This window comes from Bacteroidota bacterium (assembly GCA_016715945.1).
In the GTDB taxonomy this organism is placed as follows: Bacteria; Bacteroidota; Bacteroidia; order Bacteroidales; family F082; genus JALNZU01.
Genome location: JADJXJ010000003.1, coordinates 331,045 through 348,990, shown reverse-complemented (window position 1 = coordinate 348,990; position 17,946 = coordinate 331,045). Strand labels below are relative to the sequence as shown.

The window sequence follows — 17,946 nt, the reverse complement described above, 5'->3', positions numbered from 1 at the left end:
TGCACCGGAAACGGTGCACGGTTCAGAAATACCAGCGGTAGGTAACCGACAGGTTGCGGCCGGGCATGGGATAACCGCGGTCTTCCACACGCGAGAGGTGGTCGCGGTAGCTGGTATTGAGGGCGTTGTCGAGGCGAAAAGCCAGCACATGGCGGCCGGCCCGGCTCAAGCGCCATCCCCCATGTAAACCCAGCAAAGTGTAGCCATCGGTGACCTCCTCGCCGGGAGCTACCCTGTGTTGAGCGGATGCAAGCTGCACCTTTGCTCCTGCCCACCACCGTTGGCGCTCATAATCCAATGTGGCAGCGAAACGAAACGGAGGAATCGATGGCAGAGGCTGCCAACTGAGCCGATCAGGTTTCATGCGGCCATACACAAAGTCGGCCACAAGCCCAGCTTCGAAACCTCCGCCGATTTTGCGGGAATATTGCAACTCACCCCCACTCAGGCTGGCCTCGCGACCCTGGTAAGTAAACACAGGGTAGCCCGAAACAGGATCGTTTGTTCCCGAGGGTTCAAAGCTGATAAAATTGCGGAAATAGGTGTGAAACAAGGCAAACTCCGCCTTTTGGACTTTATTTTCAAAGCGGACGAACATATCGGCCCCATGTCCGACCTCGTCGTCAAGCTGAGGGTTACCGATCTCGAACGTGCCAGCCCCAAGATGTGGACCATTGGCATAAAGTTCTGTCACCGAGGGATTTCGGTGCGAGCGTGCCAGCTGAGCGCCCACTTCCCAACCGGGCAATGGTCGGTGATTGAAACCTGCCGAGGCAGTTACATTTAACCGGAATCGCTTGTCGTTCACCTGCGTAAACACATCGTTGGGCATGGCACGCAGGTATTGCAGGTCGCTGCGCAATCCGGCCTGCAGCCTGAACTTATCCGAAAGCGGAATTTCCTGAAAAGTGAACAATCCCAGGTTATTCCGGATCTCGCCTGGTGTAAATGCCTCAGGACCAGAAATATCAAGTTGGCGCAGCTGAAGGGTCATCCCCAGGGCACCCCGGTCGAAAAACCGGAAAGCCTTATGCTGGGCTGTAAGGGTGCCGCTGAAACTTTGCTGATTGTAGGTCAGGCCGACAAATTCCTCAAAAGGTCCTGCAGGCGGCTCGGTGATTTCCACTTCCTTTTGCCTGAAACTTGCAGCATTAAAACGCAATTGCCAGCGATCGAAAAAGCCTTTTCTGCCTGCATTCCAGCGGCCCTGCAGGTTTTGTCGTGAGGTGCGAATTTCAACACGCTCACCCTCAATGTCAATCTTGTCGGGAATTTCGTACTGCTGCTTGTTGGCCGACAAGCTGAATCCGCCGATGCCATAGCGGTTTTCGGTGGCCCAGCCTGCTGATGCATCAAAGTTGTTCATCGAAGTGCCGGGCAGCTCACCTTCGGGTGTGGTAATATTTCCTGCCTGCCGCAAGGCGACACGTGCGGTGAATGCCGAAGTGCCCCGGGCATAGGTATATCGTCCGAATCCAGAACCCATTCGGTTCATGCTTGCCCCGTGCAATGCGATGAGTCCGCCCCCGCTTCCACCCTGCTGATCGGGAATATCGGAGGTGAGCACGTTGACCACCCCGCCGATAGCACTTGGTCCGTAGAGCAGCCCCGCCGGCCCGCGGATAATTTCGATGCGGCTGGCAGCCAACGGATCGAGGCTGATGGCATGATCGGCCGAAGTCTCAGAAACATCGCCCATGCGCTCGCCGTTTTCGAGCATCAGCACCCGGTCGCCACCCAAACCACGTATGACCGGCCGACCCGGTGCCGAACCCATGCTGCGCATGGCCAGTCCCGCCTGACCATTGAGCATCTCGCCAAAACTGACTTCCGATTTGCGCTGAAGCATCTCGCCCAGCAAAACGGCATCGGGCTGATACCTGAACCCGCTGGCTGTGGGACTGGCCGACAGAACCACTTCCTGAAGATTGATCGCTTCCGGCTCAAGCATCACATTGACCTCCAACGTATTACCTGCCTGAGCAACAAACAGCGCCTGCCCTTGCCTGTAGCCAAGCGCCGAAACCAGCAAAACCTGCTCGCCAACAGGTACGTTAGCCAGAAAATAATGACCTGAAGCATCGGTAGTAGTACCCAGCCTTGTTCCTTTGATCAGGATGTTGACAAATGGCAGGTGTTCGCCGGTTTTCGCATCCAGCACATGTCCAAAAATATTGGCATCAGTGGCCGGTCGCTGATGATTAGCCCAAAGCTGTGGCATGCCTGCAACAAGATATAGCAATAGACATAAATATCTCATGTTCATAAGAAGAATTGAATTGTTCGTAAAAAGTCTTGGAAATCAGAAAATTAACAAGTCAGCCAAAGCTGATTGTTCATCAAACGAACATGAGAAAAGGCGGAGCGCGAAGGCCCAATGCAGCATGAAGTTCTGATGGAGGCACTTCATCGCCGAGATCTTCAGCATAATGAAAATTGACGAACCCGCCGCCGGTAAGCAAAGGTTGCGTCTGTTGGGTTGCTGCATGACCAATGCTGAACTGGGCGAGAAATGCGAGCTGCTGCGTGCTGTGCTGGTGTTGCTGAAACGGGCTGGGGTTATCGCTTTTAAATGGATGGGCATGGCCTATGAGGCTGCCGTCGGGCAGACGATGCCAGTGCCACCAGGCAGCCTGCGCGTAAAAAAACAACAACAGCGCTGCGGCCGAGGGCCACATCACGATCAAACCCAATGTGCGTAAGCGTTTTAGCATCATTTCAGGCGCGAAAATAGAACATACTGAACAACTGCAACTTAAATTAACTATTTTTTAAAAGCTTAGCTTCCTCATGATGCCCGAGCCCCACAGTTTGACACGGCTGACTACTAAGGTGTATCTTTACAGTTTTAAATGACATTTTAATGAAACCAATCAATTCCAGCTTTTCGGTAGAGGGTAAAATAATCGATGTGGTCGCCGGACGGATTTTTCCCGGCCGGATTGAGGTTGAGCATGGAAAAATTGTCAGCGTGACTGAAGACCGCACTGTTGATGGGCCGTATGTGTTGCCCGGGCTGGTGGATGCACATGTGCACATCGAGAGTTCGATGCTCACCCCGGCCGAGTTTGCACGCATTGCGGTAATCCACGGCACGGTGGCCACGGTATCCGACCCGCACGAGATAGCCAATGTACTGGGTTTATCCGGGGTGGAGTTTATGATAGACAACGGAAAACGGGTGCCCTTTCACTTCTATTTTGGCGCACCCAGCTGTGTACCGGCCACTGGTTTCGAAACTTCCGGCGCCAAACTTGGTGTGGATGCCCTCGATGTGCTGATGGCCCGGCCGGAAATCAACTACATGGCCGAAATGATGAACTGGCCCGGAGTGATCTTTGGTGATGCCGAAGTGCAGGCCAAACTCGCTCTGGCCAAAAAATACGGCAAGCCGGTTGACGGACATGCCCCGGGCTTGCGGAGCGAACAAGCAGCAAAATATGCTGCCGCAGGTATCACCACCGACCACGAGTGCTTTGAACTGGACGAAGCCCGCGAAAAAATAGCCCTTGGAATGAAGGTGCTGATCAGGGAAGGCTCTGCAGCCCGCAATTTTGAAGAGCTTCTGCCGGTGCTCGACGAATCGCCCGACATGGTGATGTTCTGCTCCGACGACAAACATCCCGACGAACTCGTGCAGGGCCATATCGATCTGCTTGTCAAACGTGCCATTGCTGCAGGATACGATCCGATGAAAGTGATCAGGTGCTGCACCCTCAACCCGGTCAGACATTACAGGCTCAACACCGGCCTGCTGCAACCCGGCGACCCGGCTGACTTTATTCTTGTTAATAACCTGAACGATTTCAAGGTGCGCGAAACATATGTTGGCGGCCGGATGGTGGCATCGCATGGCCAATCGCTTATAGAAAGGGTCGAAAGCCACAGGCCAAACAGGTTCGAGATCATCGAACTCTTGCCCGGGCAACTTAAAGTGCCCGATAACGGCAAACCGGTAAAAATCATCAAAGCCATTGAAGGACAACTGATTACCGAAACCCTCATCGGGCGTCCCCGCCCGGTGGATGGTTATCTGGAAAGCGATACCAGCCAGGACTTTCTGAAGATTCTGGTCATGAACCGTTTCGAACCAGCTCCGCCGGCCATTGGTTTCATTCATGGATTAGGCCTCAAACAAGGTGCCATCGCTTCGACTGTTGCACACGACAGCCACAACATCATCGCTTGCGGCACCAACGACGACGACCTGCTTGAGGCGCTCCGGCTGCTCGCACAAAGCAAGGGCGGCATTGTGGCCGTCGATGGAAAATCGCATGTGCTTGTCCCGCTGCCTGTTGCCGGATTGATGTCGGACAACGACGGTTTTGAAGTGGCCTCGAGCTACGAAAAAATCAATGCCTTTGCTGCCTCGCTGGGCAGCCGCATGCAGGCACCGTTTATGACACTTTCGTTTATGGCCTTGCTTGTCATACCTCAGCTCAAACTGAGCGATAAGGGCCTCTTCGACGGCAGCAAATTTGAATTCACAAGCCTGGAAGCAGACACGGTCAGTTAAATATCTCTCAGCCTGATCTTTAGATGTTTACTGCGCAGCAGCCGGGAAGAACCGTCAATAAACCCACTAAGGTTCAGGGGGTGCTAATTTAGATCACATCTGAATTAGCTTCATATGTGAATTTTTCCATGTGTTACTGTTCAAAAATTAACAGTATGGATTTACTTTTGCGGCATGGAGGAGCGACACATGGAAAACATTGAACTGAACGTATATAAGCTGGAACAACTCTCGGCCAGGCTGAAGGCCATGGCCCATCCCGTGCGTATTGCTATCATCGAGATGCTGACCAATACCCAGCAGATGAGCGTCACTGAGATTTACAATCAACTTTCGATTGAGCAGGCAGCGGCATCGCATCACCTCAACATAATGAAAAACAAGGGGATACTGATGGCAAGGCGCGAAGGCAAAAAGATTTATTATTCGCTGGTCAACGAGTCGCTCTCCGACATTATTCGTTGTCTGGGCAAGTGTAAAGAGGCCGATACAACCCGAACCAAGCAGATAGAGCGTCAGACCGCCTGACCGGTTCAAAAGCTAATGGCCCATTCCTCTTCGATGTCCCAGTTGGGCCGCACGTCCAGATCCTTCTCGAAATAGGTAACCCATTCAGGTTGCAGGCGTTTCACCACATCGCCCGTATCCCAGCGCTTGTTGCCATTGGCATCGTTTATGGCCTTGAGGCGATATTTCCCCTGCCGCAGCGGGCCAAAGGTGTATTGCCCTTTTTCGGTGATGGTGATGCGCTGCACGACCTCGTCCTTGGGATCGACCAGCTGGATGATAACAAGGCTGTGGGGCAGGTCGGTGATAAGCACCTTGATGGTACCGTATTCAGTCAAAGGTGGTATCTTGAATGAAATTTCTGTCCGTTCGTTTACCGTGCCGTTGAGCCCGAAGAATACGGAGTCGGGGATGATCATGCGGATGTTTTCGTTCATTTCCGGAATTGGACCGGCAAGCTCGAAAATCAGGCCTGTTTGATCCTTTGCCCTGAAATCAAGCACATTGAACAGGGTGTCATTATTGCGGATGAAGATGTTGGTATCGCGCATGGCATAGTGCAGCACTGGTTCGCTGAAGCGGAGCTGAAGCACATTGCCCGGATCGAGGCGCTGGCCACTGGTATTTGTGGTGATGTGCAGCAGGTTAGCAGGTTCATTCTGTGCTGTTCGCCGCACAGCCTGCTGCCTTGGTTTGAGGGCAAGTCGCAGCGTGTCGGCAGCTGTGGTATCGGTCTGCACCACAAGACGAAGGCTGTCGGCCAGCCCATCGCGGAAATACCACAACAGGGTATCGCCTGCCGGATTGCTCGTCTTCACCAGGCTGAATTCCTCAGGCAGACTATCCAATATCTTGATTTTCAAATCTTTGGCGGGATAACGAAACGCAAACCGTAGCAGACCAGTGCGGGGCACGTCGGCCCTGAGCAGCTTCTGCGTCGAGTCGACTTCGGCAAACATTCGCAGGCTTTGCAATGGCATGGAAGCGTAATACAGGCTGTCGGTAATTTGTTTGTATCGGATCCTGCCGGCGGCAGAGGTGATGGTATCGGCTGCAGTATCCGACACCGGCCTGCCTTTGAAAACCGGAAAAACCAGGCTGTCGGCAAACGCAATGTGCTCGCTTCCTTTATCGTAGAGCAGGTTGTTGTTCTTGTCTTCGATGGCAAAGAGGTGATAGGGCTCATTGCGCAGGTTGGTGAATCTGAAACGCCCTTGTTTGTCGCTTCGGGCTACATAATAAGGCTTTGCGCGAAATTGCAGGGAGTCAAGCGGAATGCTGTCGGGCTGCTGGCGGTAGAGCATCACAAACACGCCTTCGGCAGGTTTGCGGTTGAACGCAAATTCGACCTTGCCGGCCAACGACATGGAGTCGAGCACCGGGCCGGTGGAAAACACAAAGTTGAATCCCTCGATGGGATTGTTTTCCGTCAGGTCAACGATGGCATTGCCAAAAAACAGGGTGTATGTGGTGTTTTCGAACAGGTCTTCGACAAACCTTACCTGCAGGGTTTTGCCTTTGATGCGGTATTCGGGCCGCGTGGGTGGTGCGGGTGAGATGAGCGACTGCTGGTTGATCTTGTCGAGTTTGACGAATTCGTCGAAAGTAATGCTGACCATACGGCCGGTGAAGTTGACCCCGCCTGCCGGTGGAACAGCGTGCACTACCTGGGGAGGTGTAAAGTCCTTTTCGCCCCCCAAAGGCATCACAGGATTGGCACAACGCACCGCAAACAACAGCAGTATGCCTGCCAATGCTGTGGCCCGGAAAACAGTAAACAATGGCTGCATCATGCGGCAAAGATGCGAAATATAGGCTTAGGTTGGCTGGTCGTCGAGCCGGCAGAATCGGTAACCCAGTTCAGAAAAATGTTGCAATGTGTGCTCCAGCGCAAACAACATGCGCGGTGCAGCCTTGAGGCTGTCGTGAAACACCACAATGCTGCCATCGCCGGCATGACGCATCACCAGCTGCAGGCATTCCTCCCCGGTAATCTGCTGGTCGAAATCGTAGCTCAAAACCGACCACATCACAATGTTGAACTCCTTGCGCAAGGTATGTATCTGAGCCGGAGTGATGCGGCCGTAGGGCGGTCGGAACCAGGCTGAATTGACCAGCTCGCGGCATTTCATCACGTTATCGTAATACGTGCCCAAAGGAGTCTTCCAGCCATTGAGGTGGTTGTACGAGTGGTTGCCCTGCAAATGACCAAGCCTGGCTGTTTGGGCAAATACCTCCGGATGCCGTTCCACATTCTGACCCACACAAAAAAAGGTGGCCAGTGCATTGTAGCGCCCGAGCAACCCGAGCACAGCGGGCGTCACCTCAGGATCGGGGCCATCGTCGAAGGTGAGGTAAATTTTCTTTTCGCCGGCAGGCTTCTGCCAGATCAGACCGGGCACAAACATGCGCAGAAAAGCGGGAACGGTTGCAGGCTTCATGCTACAAATTTAGCCTTCGCAATCCAGGCTTCAAAGCGTCCTTGTCATAAATTTGCTCGACGAATTGCACGAACCTGATTATCCACCTAAAATAAGGAATTATGAAACGACTTGTGTTGATGCGACATGGCGAAAGCACCTGGAACAAGCTGAACGTGTTCACAGGCTGGACCGATGTACCATTGTCGGAACAAGGCATTGAAGAGGCCCGCAAAGGCGGTCAAACGCTTAAAGCTCATGGTTTCAGGCCCCGTATGGCATATACTTCCTACCTGTCGAGGGCCATCAAGACACTTTGGCTGGTGCTCGAGGAAATGGACATGATGTATATTCCCGAAATCAAATCGTGGCGCCTGAACGAAAAACACTACGGTGAGCTGCAAGGGCTTAACAAAGCAGAAACGGCGGCTAAGTTTGGCAACGAACAGGTGCTGCTCTGGAGGCGCAGTTTCGATGTGCCGCCGGCGCCTCTGGCCGAGGACGACCCGCGCAATCCGCGCCTCGATCCCCGCTACGCCGATGTGGAACCCTCCCTGCTGCCCCTGACCGAATCGCTCAAAGAAGTGATCGAGCGCATGCTGCCATTCTGGGAATCGGACATTAAACCCTCGCTCGAAAAGCATGACGAAATTCTGGTGGCAGCACACGGCAACAGCCTCCGTGCCCTGGTGATGCACCTAAAAAATATGACCGAAGACGAAATCATCGCCTTCAATATCCCTACCGCCATCCCCTACGTTTTCGAATTCGACGACGAGATGAACCTGCTGAAGGACTACTTCCTGGGCGACCCCGAAGAAATCAAAAAGCTCATGGAGGCTGTGGCCAACCAGGGCAAAGCAAAATAATCAGATCACCTCAATTTATGAAAAAGGCAGAAGCGTCGGCTTTTGCCTTTTTTGTTTCATCACCGGCTGTAAAAAAAGTGATAACTTCGGTGCGTCTATCGCAGCCCGACATGAACCAACGCAGCTGGGTAATCCCCGACATACATGGTTGCAGCAAAACCCTCAAAGCGCTTATCGAGCAGCAGATCAGGCCTGGTGCGGGCGATGAGCTCTGGTTTTTGGGCGACTATATCGACCGCGGCCCCGACAGCAAAGGGGTTGTGGACTACCTCATGAAGCTCGAGGCCGATGGATATAACCTAAAACTGCTCATCGGCAACCACGAAGACTACTGCATCAAGGCGTGGGAAAGCGACCGCAACACCAAGAGTTTTCTTGGATTCAGATTCAAATCCAAGACCCAAAAAATCTGGGAAATGCACGGCGGAGCGCAAACCCTGGAGAGTTTCGGGGTGGAGTTTGCCGGCGAAATACCCGAAGAATATATCGAATGGATGCGAAAACTAAGGTATTATGCCGAGCTGGAAAAACACATCATCGTGCATGCAGGGCTCAACTTCAGCATCGACGACCCGCTTACCGACCGTTTTGCCATGCTTTGGACCAAAGACTTCAAAGTGATGCCTGAAAAGATACGCCACAAAAAAGTTGTGCATGGCCACACCCCCATCGACCTGGAGTTTATGGACCACGTTATTCGCTCGGGCAAATATCACTTTATCGACCTGGACAACGGGGTGTATATCACCAACCGGCCCGGCTACGGAAACCTCACCGCATTTGAGCTCAAAACAGGCCAGCTGCTTGTGCAGCCCAACATTGATTTCTGAAGATCCCCGTGGGAGTCTCCATTCCTGCAACAGTCGTATTAAAACCTGAATGCGCCCTGAATCTAAGCGCATCAGGGCACAGACACAACATTGAGAATTTGCTTCAGGCTGCATTCCCCCCTGCCTTGTCGCCATTCGCCGACCATTTTCTCCAGCTGGCCGAAAAAACCTTGAGGCCGCCGCATCCCCGCCTTACTTTTGCGTCATATTCAACATGTTAAAAACCCTTAATCGCATGAAAACTCAAACGGGAAATTCAAGCACCTTAGACAGAAGAATGGTAGCCGGATTGCTGCTCATAGCCGGAGGCGCACTGCTTCTGCTCGATACGCTCGGTTTGATCGACGTCAACCTGAGCCACTACCTGATCAACTGGAAGACACTGCTCATCTTTATCGGGCTCATCACCCTGACCGGCAAAGGCAACCAAACCACCGGCTGGGTGCTCATCGGGCTGGGCGTAATCTTCTGGCTTCCGGAGCTTTTCGACTATCGCCTGCGCCTGCGCGATATCCTCTGGCCATCCGTCCTTATCGGCATCGGCCTGGTCATCCTCACACGCAACGACCGCAAACTGAACAAGAAAATGGAAGAAGCCGGAGAATACTTCCGGTCCAACTTTCATCAGGGCGAGAGCGATCAGGAATTCTTTAACGAGACAGCCGTTTTCGGCGGTGGCGATATGCGCTTTATCTCGGAAAACTTCCGTGGCGGAAAACTGACCAATATCTTCGGCGGCTCGGATATCAACCTGATCAAAGCCACCCCGGCTCCACAAGGATGTGTCATCGATGCGGTGGTCATCTTTGGAGGTTCAAACCTGATTGTACCCGACGACTGGCAGGTTAAAACCGAAGCCGTATCCATTTTTGGCGGAGTGAGCGACAAACGCATTATGCCGGCAGCCTTCAATCCGGATAAGACTTTGGTAATCAAAGGTGTAGTGATTTTTGGTGGCATCGAAATCAAAAGCTACTGATCGCAATTAAAAAGGCAGTGGCAAGCTGCTGAACCCCAAACCCACACACAAAGCCCAAAACCATGCTCAACCCCATCGTAAAAAACCGCAGCTACCTGATGGCCTACCTGATGGTGCTGTTTTTTGTCGTGGCGGTGCAAACTGTGGTGCTCAACTATTATCAGGACCTGGATGTGCTGGCCAGCCTGACCGATGCGCTGGTATTCAACCTGATGATGGCCATTATCGGATTTGTGCTCTGGTATGTGTTGCGCTTCAACCTGAAAGAAAAGACAGAGCTCTTCGACCTGGTGGTAAATCATGCCCTGGTGGCTATCCTGTCGGTGACCATATGGCTGGGAGGCGGTTATTTCATCATGCAGACCATTGAAAACAACAATACCGAATACCTCGACTTCCTTCAGGCTTCGCTTCCCTGGAGGGGTATCATTGGCAGTTTTTACTACCTGGTGTTCGTACTCCTATATTATATAATGATGTATTATGAAGACCTGCAGCACAAGATGAAAGCCGAAGCCGAGCTGAGCCGGTTGGTGCGCGAGGCCGAACTCAATGCCCTTAAATCGCAGATCAACCCTCACTTTCTGTTCAACAGCCTCAACTCGATCAGCTCGCTCACCATGACCGACCCCGACAAAGCACAGGAGATGGTCATCAAACTTTCCGATTTCATGCGCTACGCCCTCAGCCACGACCGGCACGAAACCACCTTGCTCCGCAATGAACTGGAGAATGCCGAACGCTACCTCGACATCGAAAAGGTCCGGTTTGGCAAACGCCTGAAATACAACGCCATCATACCCCCTGCCTGCCTCGACGCCCAGATTCCAAACCTGATTCTGCAACCGCTACTCGAAAACGCCATCAAACACGGAGTGCACAACAGCACCGAGGAAGTGCTCATCGAATTGCGCTGCGAACCCAACAACGATTTCATCGAGTTGCATATCATCAACGACTTCGACCCCGAGGCCACCCGCCCGAAAGGCGAGGGCATCGGCCTGAGAAACATCCGCCAACGCCTGCAACTGCTCTACCACCGCAACGACCTGCTCGAAATCAAACTCGGCAAAATAGAATTTGAAGTAATTTTACGCATACCCAGGCAAAGGATTGGGTGAAGGTTGGAGAAATTCGATGATTCAAAAATTCAAAGATTCAAAGATTCAAAGATTCTGAAATTCAAAGAATTTGGATGTGATTTGCAACCAACCCAGTAACCCGAACCAAGCATCCTGCGCCAAGCAACCTGAACCCAGTAACTGAACCCAGAACCTCAGCCCAGCAAATGCAAACACGAATCCGCACATTAATCATCGAAGACGAGGAGCCGGCACGCAACCTGCTTCGCAGCTTTCTGACGCAAATGCCTGAAATCGACCTGCTTGGGGAGTGTTCCGATGGTTTCAAAGGCCTGAAAAGCATACAGGAACTTCAACCCGATCTGATTTTTCTGGATATCCAGATGCCCAAGCTCACGGGTTTCGAAATGCTTGAGTTGCTTGATACCCTGCCGGAAGTTGTGTTTACTACGGCTTACGACGAATTTGCCATCAAAGCCTTCGAACTCAACGCAGTAGATTACCTGATGAAACCCTTTTCGCGCCAAAGGCTCAGGCAGGCAGTGGATAAGGTTGTGGAGCGGTTCAGGATGAAACAATCCAACCAGGCAGGCGTGGAAAAGCTTGTTCAGCAAATGGTTGCAACAGACAAACCCCTGGAACGCATTGTGGTGAAAAGCGGAAGCAAAATTCACGTCATTCCTCTGGAAGACATCCAACAGATTGAAGCTCAGGACGATTACGTAATGATCCACACGCCTGAAGGGCGCTTTATGAAAAAAGAAACCATGCAGCGCCTGGAGTCGCAGTTGCCGCAGGAGCGTTTCATCAGGGTGCACCGCTCGTTTATTGTGAACATCAACCAGGTGCAACGCATTGAGCAATATGGCAAAGAGAGCTACCTCCTTATACTTAAAAACGGCAACGAAGTAAGCGTGAGCAAGAGCCGCATCAAAGACCTCAGGCGGGAGTTCGACTTCTGACCCACTCCCCGGCTCATCAGCACCCAGTTGGATTCCACACGGTTTCTTTGGCTGGCATATCCGGCCAGGCTGCAACCCACTGATCTTAAAAAAAACCGATGCAAAGGCAACCATCTGGCCTTTGCATCGGTTTTGAATATAGCTTTCTGCTAAGCCTCGTAGTGAGGTTCGTGGCAGAAAAATCAGTAACGGTAATGTTCGGGTTTGTAGGGACCTTCCACGGGTACGCCTATGTAGGCAGCCTGTTCGGGGGTAAGCCTGGTGAGCTTTACTCCAATGTGTTCCAGGTGCAGGCGGGCCACTTCCTCATCGAGGTGTTTGGGCAGGCGATACACATCTACCGGGTATTTTCCGCGGTTCTTCCAGAGGTCGATCTGGGCCAGGGTCTGGTTGGTAAACGAGTTGCTCATCACAAAGCTGGGGTGGCCGGTGGCGCATCCCAGGTTGACCAACCTTCCTTCGGCGAGCACGAAGATGGAGTTGCCATTTTCGAAGGTGTATTTGTCCACCTGAGGTTTGATGTTGGTACGCACCACGTCCGGAGCAGCATTGAGGCGGTCCATCTGAATCTCGTTGTCGAAATGGCCGATATTGCAGACGATGCTCTGGTCTTTCATGCGGCGCATGTGTTCGAGTGTGATGACATCCTTGTTGCCGGTGGCGGTCACATAGATGTTGCCAATTTCGAGTGCGTCTTCGATGGTGGTCACTTCATAACCTTCCATGGCGGCCTGCAGTGCGCAGATGGGGTCGATTTCGGTGACCAGTACGCGTGCGCCATAGGCCCTGAGCGAGCGTGCCGATCCTTTGCCCACATCGCCAAATCCGAGCACCACGCAAACCTTGCCGGCCAGCATCACGTCGGTGGCCCGTTTGATACCGTCGGCCAGCGACTCGCGGCAGCCATACAGGTTGTCGAATTTCGATTTTGTCACCGAGTCGTTCACATTGATGGCAGGAACCAGCAGTTTGCCGGCTTCTTTCATCTGATAGAGCCGGTGGACGCCGGTAGTGGTTTCTTCCGAAACTCCGGCCCAGCTTTCCACCGTGCGGTGCCAATGCTGGGGATCAGCTTCAAAGGTCTCGCGCAGTATCTTCATGAAAGCAGCTTCTTCGGCATTGGAGGGCTTTTCGTCGAGCAAGGCCGGGTTGCGCTCTACGTCGTATCCCCTGTGAATCATCAGCGTGGCATCGCCACCATCGTCCACAACTAGGTGCGGGCCGAGGCCATCCTCGAAAGTCAGGGCCTGTTTGGTGCACCACCAGTATTCCTCGAGCGTTTCGCCCTTCCAGGCAAACACCGGGATACCGGCAGCAGCAATGGCCGCAGCGGCATGATCCTGGGTGGAAAAGATGTTGCAGCTGGCCCAGCGCACCTCGGCCCCAAGCTCAACCAGGGTCTCAATGAGCACGGCAGTCTGAATGGTCATGTGCAGGCTGCCCGAGATGCGTGCACCCCTGAGCGGTTTCTCTTTGCCAAACTTGGCGCGGAGCGACATCAGCCCCGGCATCTCCTTTTCGGCAATCTCTATTTCCTTACGGCCCCAATCGGCCAGCCTGATATCGGCCACTTTGTAGCGGAGATCAATGTCAGTTTGAACGTTTTGCATGTAAAATCAATATGTTGTGTAAAAACGGATGGCAAAATTAATTGTTTTAGCCACACCCAAACCAACGTTCGGCGCTTAGCTTTGTTCAAAAACAGCATTGGTGTACCAAAATTTAACTTTTGCGAAAAAACATTGAGCAGCAATGAGCTGCCATACCGAAAACAATTATTTTTGCCCCAACATCAATCCCTCCCTTTATCAGCTGAGGCATTGATTTATAAAGAAGAGCGGAGAGATTAGGCTCAGCGAAGCTCTAGCAACCTTCCCCCCGGGGAGTGGTGCTAAAACCTAATCCCGCCACGGAAGGTCCTTGGCGAGGAGATTATAAATTAAATGTGTCTGAAGTCATGTGCGCAGAACAATCGATTGCCTGTAGGGTTTAAGTTTCCTGACAACAGGAACGTATCTCTTTTGCCGGCATACGCCATTCGGGGCGCATGACACAATATGCTCATTATGAACACATCGAAACCAACTTTAAGCGAACTCATCAGGCAAAGGGTGCTTGTGCTCGATGGTGCCATGGGCACCATGATACAACGGTACAAGTTGCAGGAAGAAGATTACCGCGGAACGCTTTATCCCGATCACCCCCACAACCTCAAGGGCAACAACGACCTGCTTTGCCTCACCCGCCCCGACATTGTGCTGGCCATTCACCGGCAATATCTGCAGGCCGGAGCCGACATCATCGAGACCAACACCTTCAATGCCACCAGCATTTCGCAGTCCGATTACGGCACCGAGCGCTGGGTGCGCGATATCAACCTGGCAGCGGCCCGTCTTGCCCGTCAGGCTGCCGATGAATTTACCGCCCTCGACCCTTCGAAGCCCAGATATGTGGCAGGCGCAATAGGGCCTACCAACAAAACAGCCTCGATGTCGCCCGACGTTAACGACCCTGGCTACAGGGCAGTTACATTCGACCAACTGGCCGAGGCATATTACGAACAAGCCGCAGCACTCATCGAAGGCGGGGCCGACGCCCTGCTGGTAGAAACCGTCTTCGATACCCTCAATGCCAAGGCAGCCCTGTTTGCCATACAGCGGCTGCAGGAGGAGTTGGGGCGCAAGCTTCAGGTGATGGTATCGGGCACAATTACCGATGCCAGCGGACGCACCCTGTCGGGCCAGACCGTGACCGCCTTCCTGCATTCGCTTGCACATGTCGATTTGCTGAGCATAGGACTCAACTGTGCGCTGGGCGCAAAGGAAATGCGACCTTATATAGAAGAGCTTGCGCATCATGCACCTTTTGCCGTGAGCGCTTACCCCAATGCCGGACTGCCCAACCAGTTCGGCGAATACGACGAAAGCCCTGAGGAGATGGGCGAGCACATCCAAGACTTTCTCACCCATGGTTTTGTGAACATCGTTGGCGGCTGCTGCGGCACCACACCCGAGCATATTTCCCGTTTTTCCGGCCTGGCACGTAGCGCCCGACCCCGTCCGTTGCCCGACCGCCTCAGCTTTGAAGGCACTACTGTGGTCACTGGCCTTGAGCCTTTAAAAATCAGTCGTCAGTCGAACTTTATCAACATTGGCGAACGCACCAATGTGAGTGGCTCGCGCATGTTTGCCAGGCTGATCCGGGAAAAAAAATATGAGGAAGCCCTGAGCATTGCCCGCCATCAGGTGGAAGGCGGAGCACAGATCATAGATGTGAACATGGACGATGCCCTGCTCGATGCCAGGGAGGAGATGGTGCGTTTTCTTCACATGCTCATGTCCGATCCCGAAATAGCCCGTATTCCGGTGATGATCGACTCTTCCCGTTTCGAAGTCATCGAAGCGGGGCTGAAATGTCTGCAGGGAAAAGCCATCGTGAACTCCATCAGCCTCAAGGAAGGCGAAGAAGTATTTAAAACACAGGCCCGCACCATCATGAAATATGGCGCTGCCCTGGTGGTGATGGCTTTCGACGAGAAAGGCCAGGCCGACACCTTTGAGCGAAAAATAGAGATTTGCAGCCGGGCCTATCGCATTCTAACAGGGGAAGTGGGTTTTCCGGTACACGATATCATCTTCGACCCCAATATCTTAGCTATCGGGACCGGCATTGAGGAGCACAATAATTATGCAGTGGATTACATCCGGGCAACTGCCTGGATCAAGCAACACCTGCCTCATGCCAGAGTAAGCGGTGGGGTGAGCAACCTCAGCTTTGCCTTTCGTGGCAACGATACAGTGCGCGAAGCCATTCACTCGGTGTTTCTTTATCACGCCATCAAAGCCGGAATGGACATGGGGATTGTTAACCCCGGCCAGCTTCAGGTTTACGACACCATTGAGCCAGAACTGCTCGGGCTGGCCGAAGACCTGGTGCTGAATCGCCGGAGCGATGCCACCGAGCGCATGCTGGCCTATGCCGAAAAGGTGAAATCAAAGAGCACTGCAGGCGCAAAGGAAGATGAATCGTGGCGCCGGCTCAGCGTTGAAGAGCGGCTGAAACATGCTCTGATCAAAGGCATTGCCGAACACATTGAACAGGATGTGCTCGAAGCCAGACCTAAATATCAACGAGCACTCGACGTGATCGAAGGCCCGCTTATGGACGGTATGGCCGTAGTGGGCGACCTGTTCGGATCAGGAAAAATGTTTCTGCCTCAGGTGGTCAAAAGCGCAAGGGTGATGAAAAAAGCAGTCGCCACGCTGCTACCATACATCGAAGCCGAAAAAGTGAGCGACAGCAGCTCGGCAGGCAAAGTACTGCTGGCCACGGTAAAAGGCGATGTGCACGACATCGGAAAAAACATTGTAGGCGTGGTACTTGCGTGCAACAACTTCGAGGTGATTGACCTGGGCGTGATGGTTCCGGCCGAGAAAATATTGCAAACGGCCAAAGAACAACAGGTAGATATCATCGGCCTGAGCGGACTGATCACACCTTCGCTCGAGGAAATGGTGCACGTGGCATCCGAAATGGAACGCCTTGGGCTGCATTGGCCATTGCTGATCGGAGGAGCCACAACCTCAGAGGTGCACACGGCCGTGAAAATTGCACCCGCCTACAGCAAACCCGTGATTCATGTGCGCGACGCCTCACGTGTGACCGGAGTGATCAGCGAACTGCTTGCCCCACCCGAACGACGCGATAACTTTTTGCGCAGCATGAAGGAACGCTACCAAAACCTGAGACAGAAATACCAGAAGAGCAAAGCCGAGGAATCTTTCATCAGTCTGGACGAAGCACGCAAAAACAAATACATTGGCGTGTTCAATTCCACAACCGTTTACGCTCCTGCCAAACAAGGAATCACGGTTTTCAACGACTTCCCGCTCCAGGCACTTGAGCCCTACATCGACTGGACGTTTTTCTTCCATTCCTGGCGGCTCAGCGGCAAATTCCCGCAGATTTTCAACGATCCCGTCAAAGGCGAAGAGGCCCGCAAGCTCTACAACGATGCCCGTGCATTGCTTAAGCACATCATCGACAACAAATTGCTCCGGGCCGATGGCGTGGCCGGTATTTTTCCAGCCTTGTCCGAAGGCGACGATGTGGTGGTGTTCGACAGCCAAAAGCCCCTTGAACAGGTTTGCAGGTTCTCGTTTCTGCGCAATCAGCAACTTAAACCCGAAGGCATCCCCAACCTGTGCCTGGCTGATTTTGTGGCACCTCGCGAAGCCGCTATCCGCGATTATATCGGCGCATTTGTGGTCACGGCCGGGCATGGTGTCCAGGAACTTGCCAACCAGTTCGAAAAAGACAACGACGATTACAATGCCCTGATGACCAAGGTTTTGGCCGATCGACTGGCCGAAGCCTTTGCCGAGTGGCTGCACGAGCACGTGCGAAAGGTAATCTGGGGCTATGCTTCCGGTGAAAACCTCCACATCAGCGAGCTGCTCGCCGAAGCTTATCAGGGAATACGGCCCGCACCCGGCTACCCGGCCTGCCCGGAACACTCCGAGAAAGAAATTCTTTTCCAGCTGCTCGATGCACAAAAGCATACCGGCGTTTCGCTTACCGAAAATTATGCCATGCAACCCCCGGCCGCTGTAAGTGGGTTCTATTTTGCTCACCCCGACAGCCAATATTTCAACGTGGGAAAGATAGGCCGTGACCAGCTGGAAGACTATGCCCGACGCAAAAACCTGAGCATGGCCGAGGCCGAACGCCTGCTCAATGCAAACCTGAATTACAAATAGTTACGACATATTCACCTGTACA

13 protein-coding genes and 1 riboswitch are annotated in these 17,946 nt (G+C 53.0%); of the genes, 8 read left to right on the top strand and 5 right to left on the bottom strand.

The genetic code is table 11. From position 1 onward, the window contains the following. Positions 1-22: 22 nt before the first annotated feature. Together IPM52_11755 and IPM52_11750 are read right to left on the bottom strand one after the other, a co-directional pair. Complete coding sequence (locus IPM52_11755) at positions 23-2,260, bottom strand: TonB-dependent receptor (protein ID MBK9292284.1); 2,238 nt, start codon at positions 2,258-2,260, stop codon at positions 23-25. A 79-nt stretch (positions 2,261-2,339) separates the two neighbouring features. After that, entirely contained in the window at positions 2,340-2,717 is a 378-nt protein-coding gene (locus IPM52_11750; protein MBK9292283.1) for a hypothetical protein, read from the bottom strand. A 146-nt stretch (positions 2,718-2,863) separates the two neighbouring features. Between IPM52_11750 and ade the strand changes: the two genes are divergently transcribed. Next, a complete protein-coding gene (gene ade / locus IPM52_11745) occupies positions 2,864-4,516 on the top strand; it encodes an adenine deaminase (GenBank protein MBK9292282.1) in 1,653 nt (550 codons plus the stop codon). A 189-nt stretch (positions 4,517-4,705) separates the two neighbouring features. Continuing rightward, on the top strand, positions 4,706-5,044 hold the full coding sequence (locus IPM52_11740; GenBank protein MBK9292281.1) for a winged helix-turn-helix transcriptional regulator: 339 nt from the start codon (positions 4,706-4,708) through the stop codon (positions 5,042-5,044). 5 nt (positions 5,045-5,049) lie between these two features. Here the strand turns inward: IPM52_11740 and IPM52_11735 are convergent, their stop codons facing one another. Beyond that, positions 5,050-6,816, bottom strand: coding sequence for an Ig-like domain-containing protein (locus tag IPM52_11735; protein MBK9292280.1), 1,767 nt, complete (start codon positions 6,814-6,816; stop codon positions 5,050-5,052). A 24-nt stretch (positions 6,817-6,840) separates the two neighbouring features. Further along, positions 6,841-7,464 carry a polysaccharide deacetylase family protein gene (locus tag IPM52_11730; protein MBK9292279.1) on the bottom strand — a complete coding sequence of 208 codons (624 nt, stop codon included), beginning with the start codon at positions 7,462-7,464 and terminating at the stop codon, positions 6,841-6,843. Between the two features lie 101 nt (positions 7,465-7,565). Between IPM52_11730 and gpmA the strand changes: the two genes are divergently transcribed. From gpmA to IPM52_11705, 5 genes are all read left to right on the top strand, one after another. Then, the gene (gpmA, locus tag IPM52_11725; protein MBK9292278.1) at positions 7,566-8,312 is read left to right on the top strand and encodes a 2,3-diphosphoglycerate-dependent phosphoglycerate mutase; all 747 of its coding nucleotides are present in this window, start codon (positions 7,566-7,568) and stop codon (positions 8,310-8,312) included. Between the two features lie 17 nt (positions 8,313-8,329). Further along, on the top strand, positions 8,330-9,142 hold the full coding sequence (locus IPM52_11720) for a serine/threonine protein phosphatase (GenBank protein ID MBK9292277.1): 813 nt from the start codon (positions 8,330-8,332) through the stop codon (positions 9,140-9,142). A 235-nt stretch (positions 9,143-9,377) separates the two neighbouring features. Beyond that, positions 9,378-10,121 carry a hypothetical protein gene (locus tag IPM52_11715; GenBank protein ID MBK9292276.1) on the top strand — a complete coding sequence of 248 codons (744 nt, stop codon included), beginning with the start codon at positions 9,378-9,380 and terminating at the stop codon, positions 10,119-10,121. A gap of 62 nt (positions 10,122-10,183) precedes the next feature. Next, positions 10,184-11,242, top strand: coding sequence for a histidine kinase (locus IPM52_11710; protein MBK9292275.1), 1,059 nt, complete (start codon positions 10,184-10,186; stop codon positions 11,240-11,242). A gap of 167 nt (positions 11,243-11,409) precedes the next feature. After that, complete coding sequence (locus tag IPM52_11705) at positions 11,410-12,165, top strand: response regulator transcription factor (GenBank protein ID MBK9292274.1); 756 nt, start codon at positions 11,410-11,412, stop codon at positions 12,163-12,165. Positions 12,166-12,347: 182 nt separating this feature from the next. Here IPM52_11705 and IPM52_11700 read toward each other — a convergent pair whose 3' ends face one another. Further along, entirely contained in the window at positions 12,348-13,775 is a 1,428-nt protein-coding gene (locus IPM52_11700; GenBank protein MBK9292273.1) for an adenosylhomocysteinase, read from the bottom strand. Positions 13,776-13,987: 212 nt separating this feature from the next. Beyond that, a riboswitch (SAM riboswitch) is annotated at positions 13,988-14,106 on the top strand. A 125-nt stretch (positions 14,107-14,231) separates the two neighbouring features. Here IPM52_11700 and metH point away from each other — a divergent pair. Continuing rightward, positions 14,232-17,924, top strand: coding sequence for a methionine synthase (gene metH, locus IPM52_11695; GenBank protein MBK9292272.1), 3,693 nt, complete (start codon positions 14,232-14,234; stop codon positions 17,922-17,924). Positions 17,925-17,946 lie beyond the last annotated feature (22 nt).

Coding starts and splice junctions, on each gene's coding strand:
- IPM52_11715 (MBK9292276.1), top strand. CDS start 9,378: ATGAAAACTCAAACGGGAAATTCAAGCACCTTAGACAGAAGAATGGTA.
- metH (MBK9292272.1), top strand. CDS start 14,232: ATGAACACATCGAAACCAACTTTAAGCGAACTCATCAGGCAAAGGGTG.
- IPM52_11720 (MBK9292277.1), top strand. CDS start 8,330: ATGAAAAAGGCAGAAGCGTCGGCTTTTGCCTTTTTTGTTTCATCACCG.
- IPM52_11750 (MBK9292283.1), bottom strand. CDS start 2,717: ATGATGCTAAAACGCTTACGCACATTGGGTTTGATCGTGATGTGGCCC.
- IPM52_11735 (MBK9292280.1), bottom strand. CDS start 6,816: ATGATGCAGCCATTGTTTACTGTTTTCCGGGCCACAGCATTGGCAGGC.
- IPM52_11740 (MBK9292281.1), top strand. CDS start 4,706: ATGGAAAACATTGAACTGAACGTATATAAGCTGGAACAACTCTCGGCC.
- IPM52_11705 (MBK9292274.1), top strand. CDS start 11,410: ATGCAAACACGAATCCGCACATTAATCATCGAAGACGAGGAGCCGGCA.
- ade (MBK9292282.1), top strand. CDS start 2,864: ATGAAACCAATCAATTCCAGCTTTTCGGTAGAGGGTAAAATAATCGAT.
- IPM52_11755 (MBK9292284.1), bottom strand. CDS start 2,260: ATGAGATATTTATGTCTATTGCTATATCTTGTTGCAGGCATGCCACAG.
- gpmA (MBK9292278.1), top strand. CDS start 7,566: ATGAAACGACTTGTGTTGATGCGACATGGCGAAAGCACCTGGAACAAG.
- IPM52_11700 (MBK9292273.1), bottom strand. CDS start 13,775: ATGCAAAACGTTCAAACTGACATTGATCTCCGCTACAAAGTGGCCGAT.
- IPM52_11710 (MBK9292275.1), top strand. CDS start 10,184: ATGCTCAACCCCATCGTAAAAAACCGCAGCTACCTGATGGCCTACCTG.
- IPM52_11730 (MBK9292279.1), bottom strand. CDS start 7,464: ATGAAGCCTGCAACCGTTCCCGCTTTTCTGCGCATGTTTGTGCCCGGT.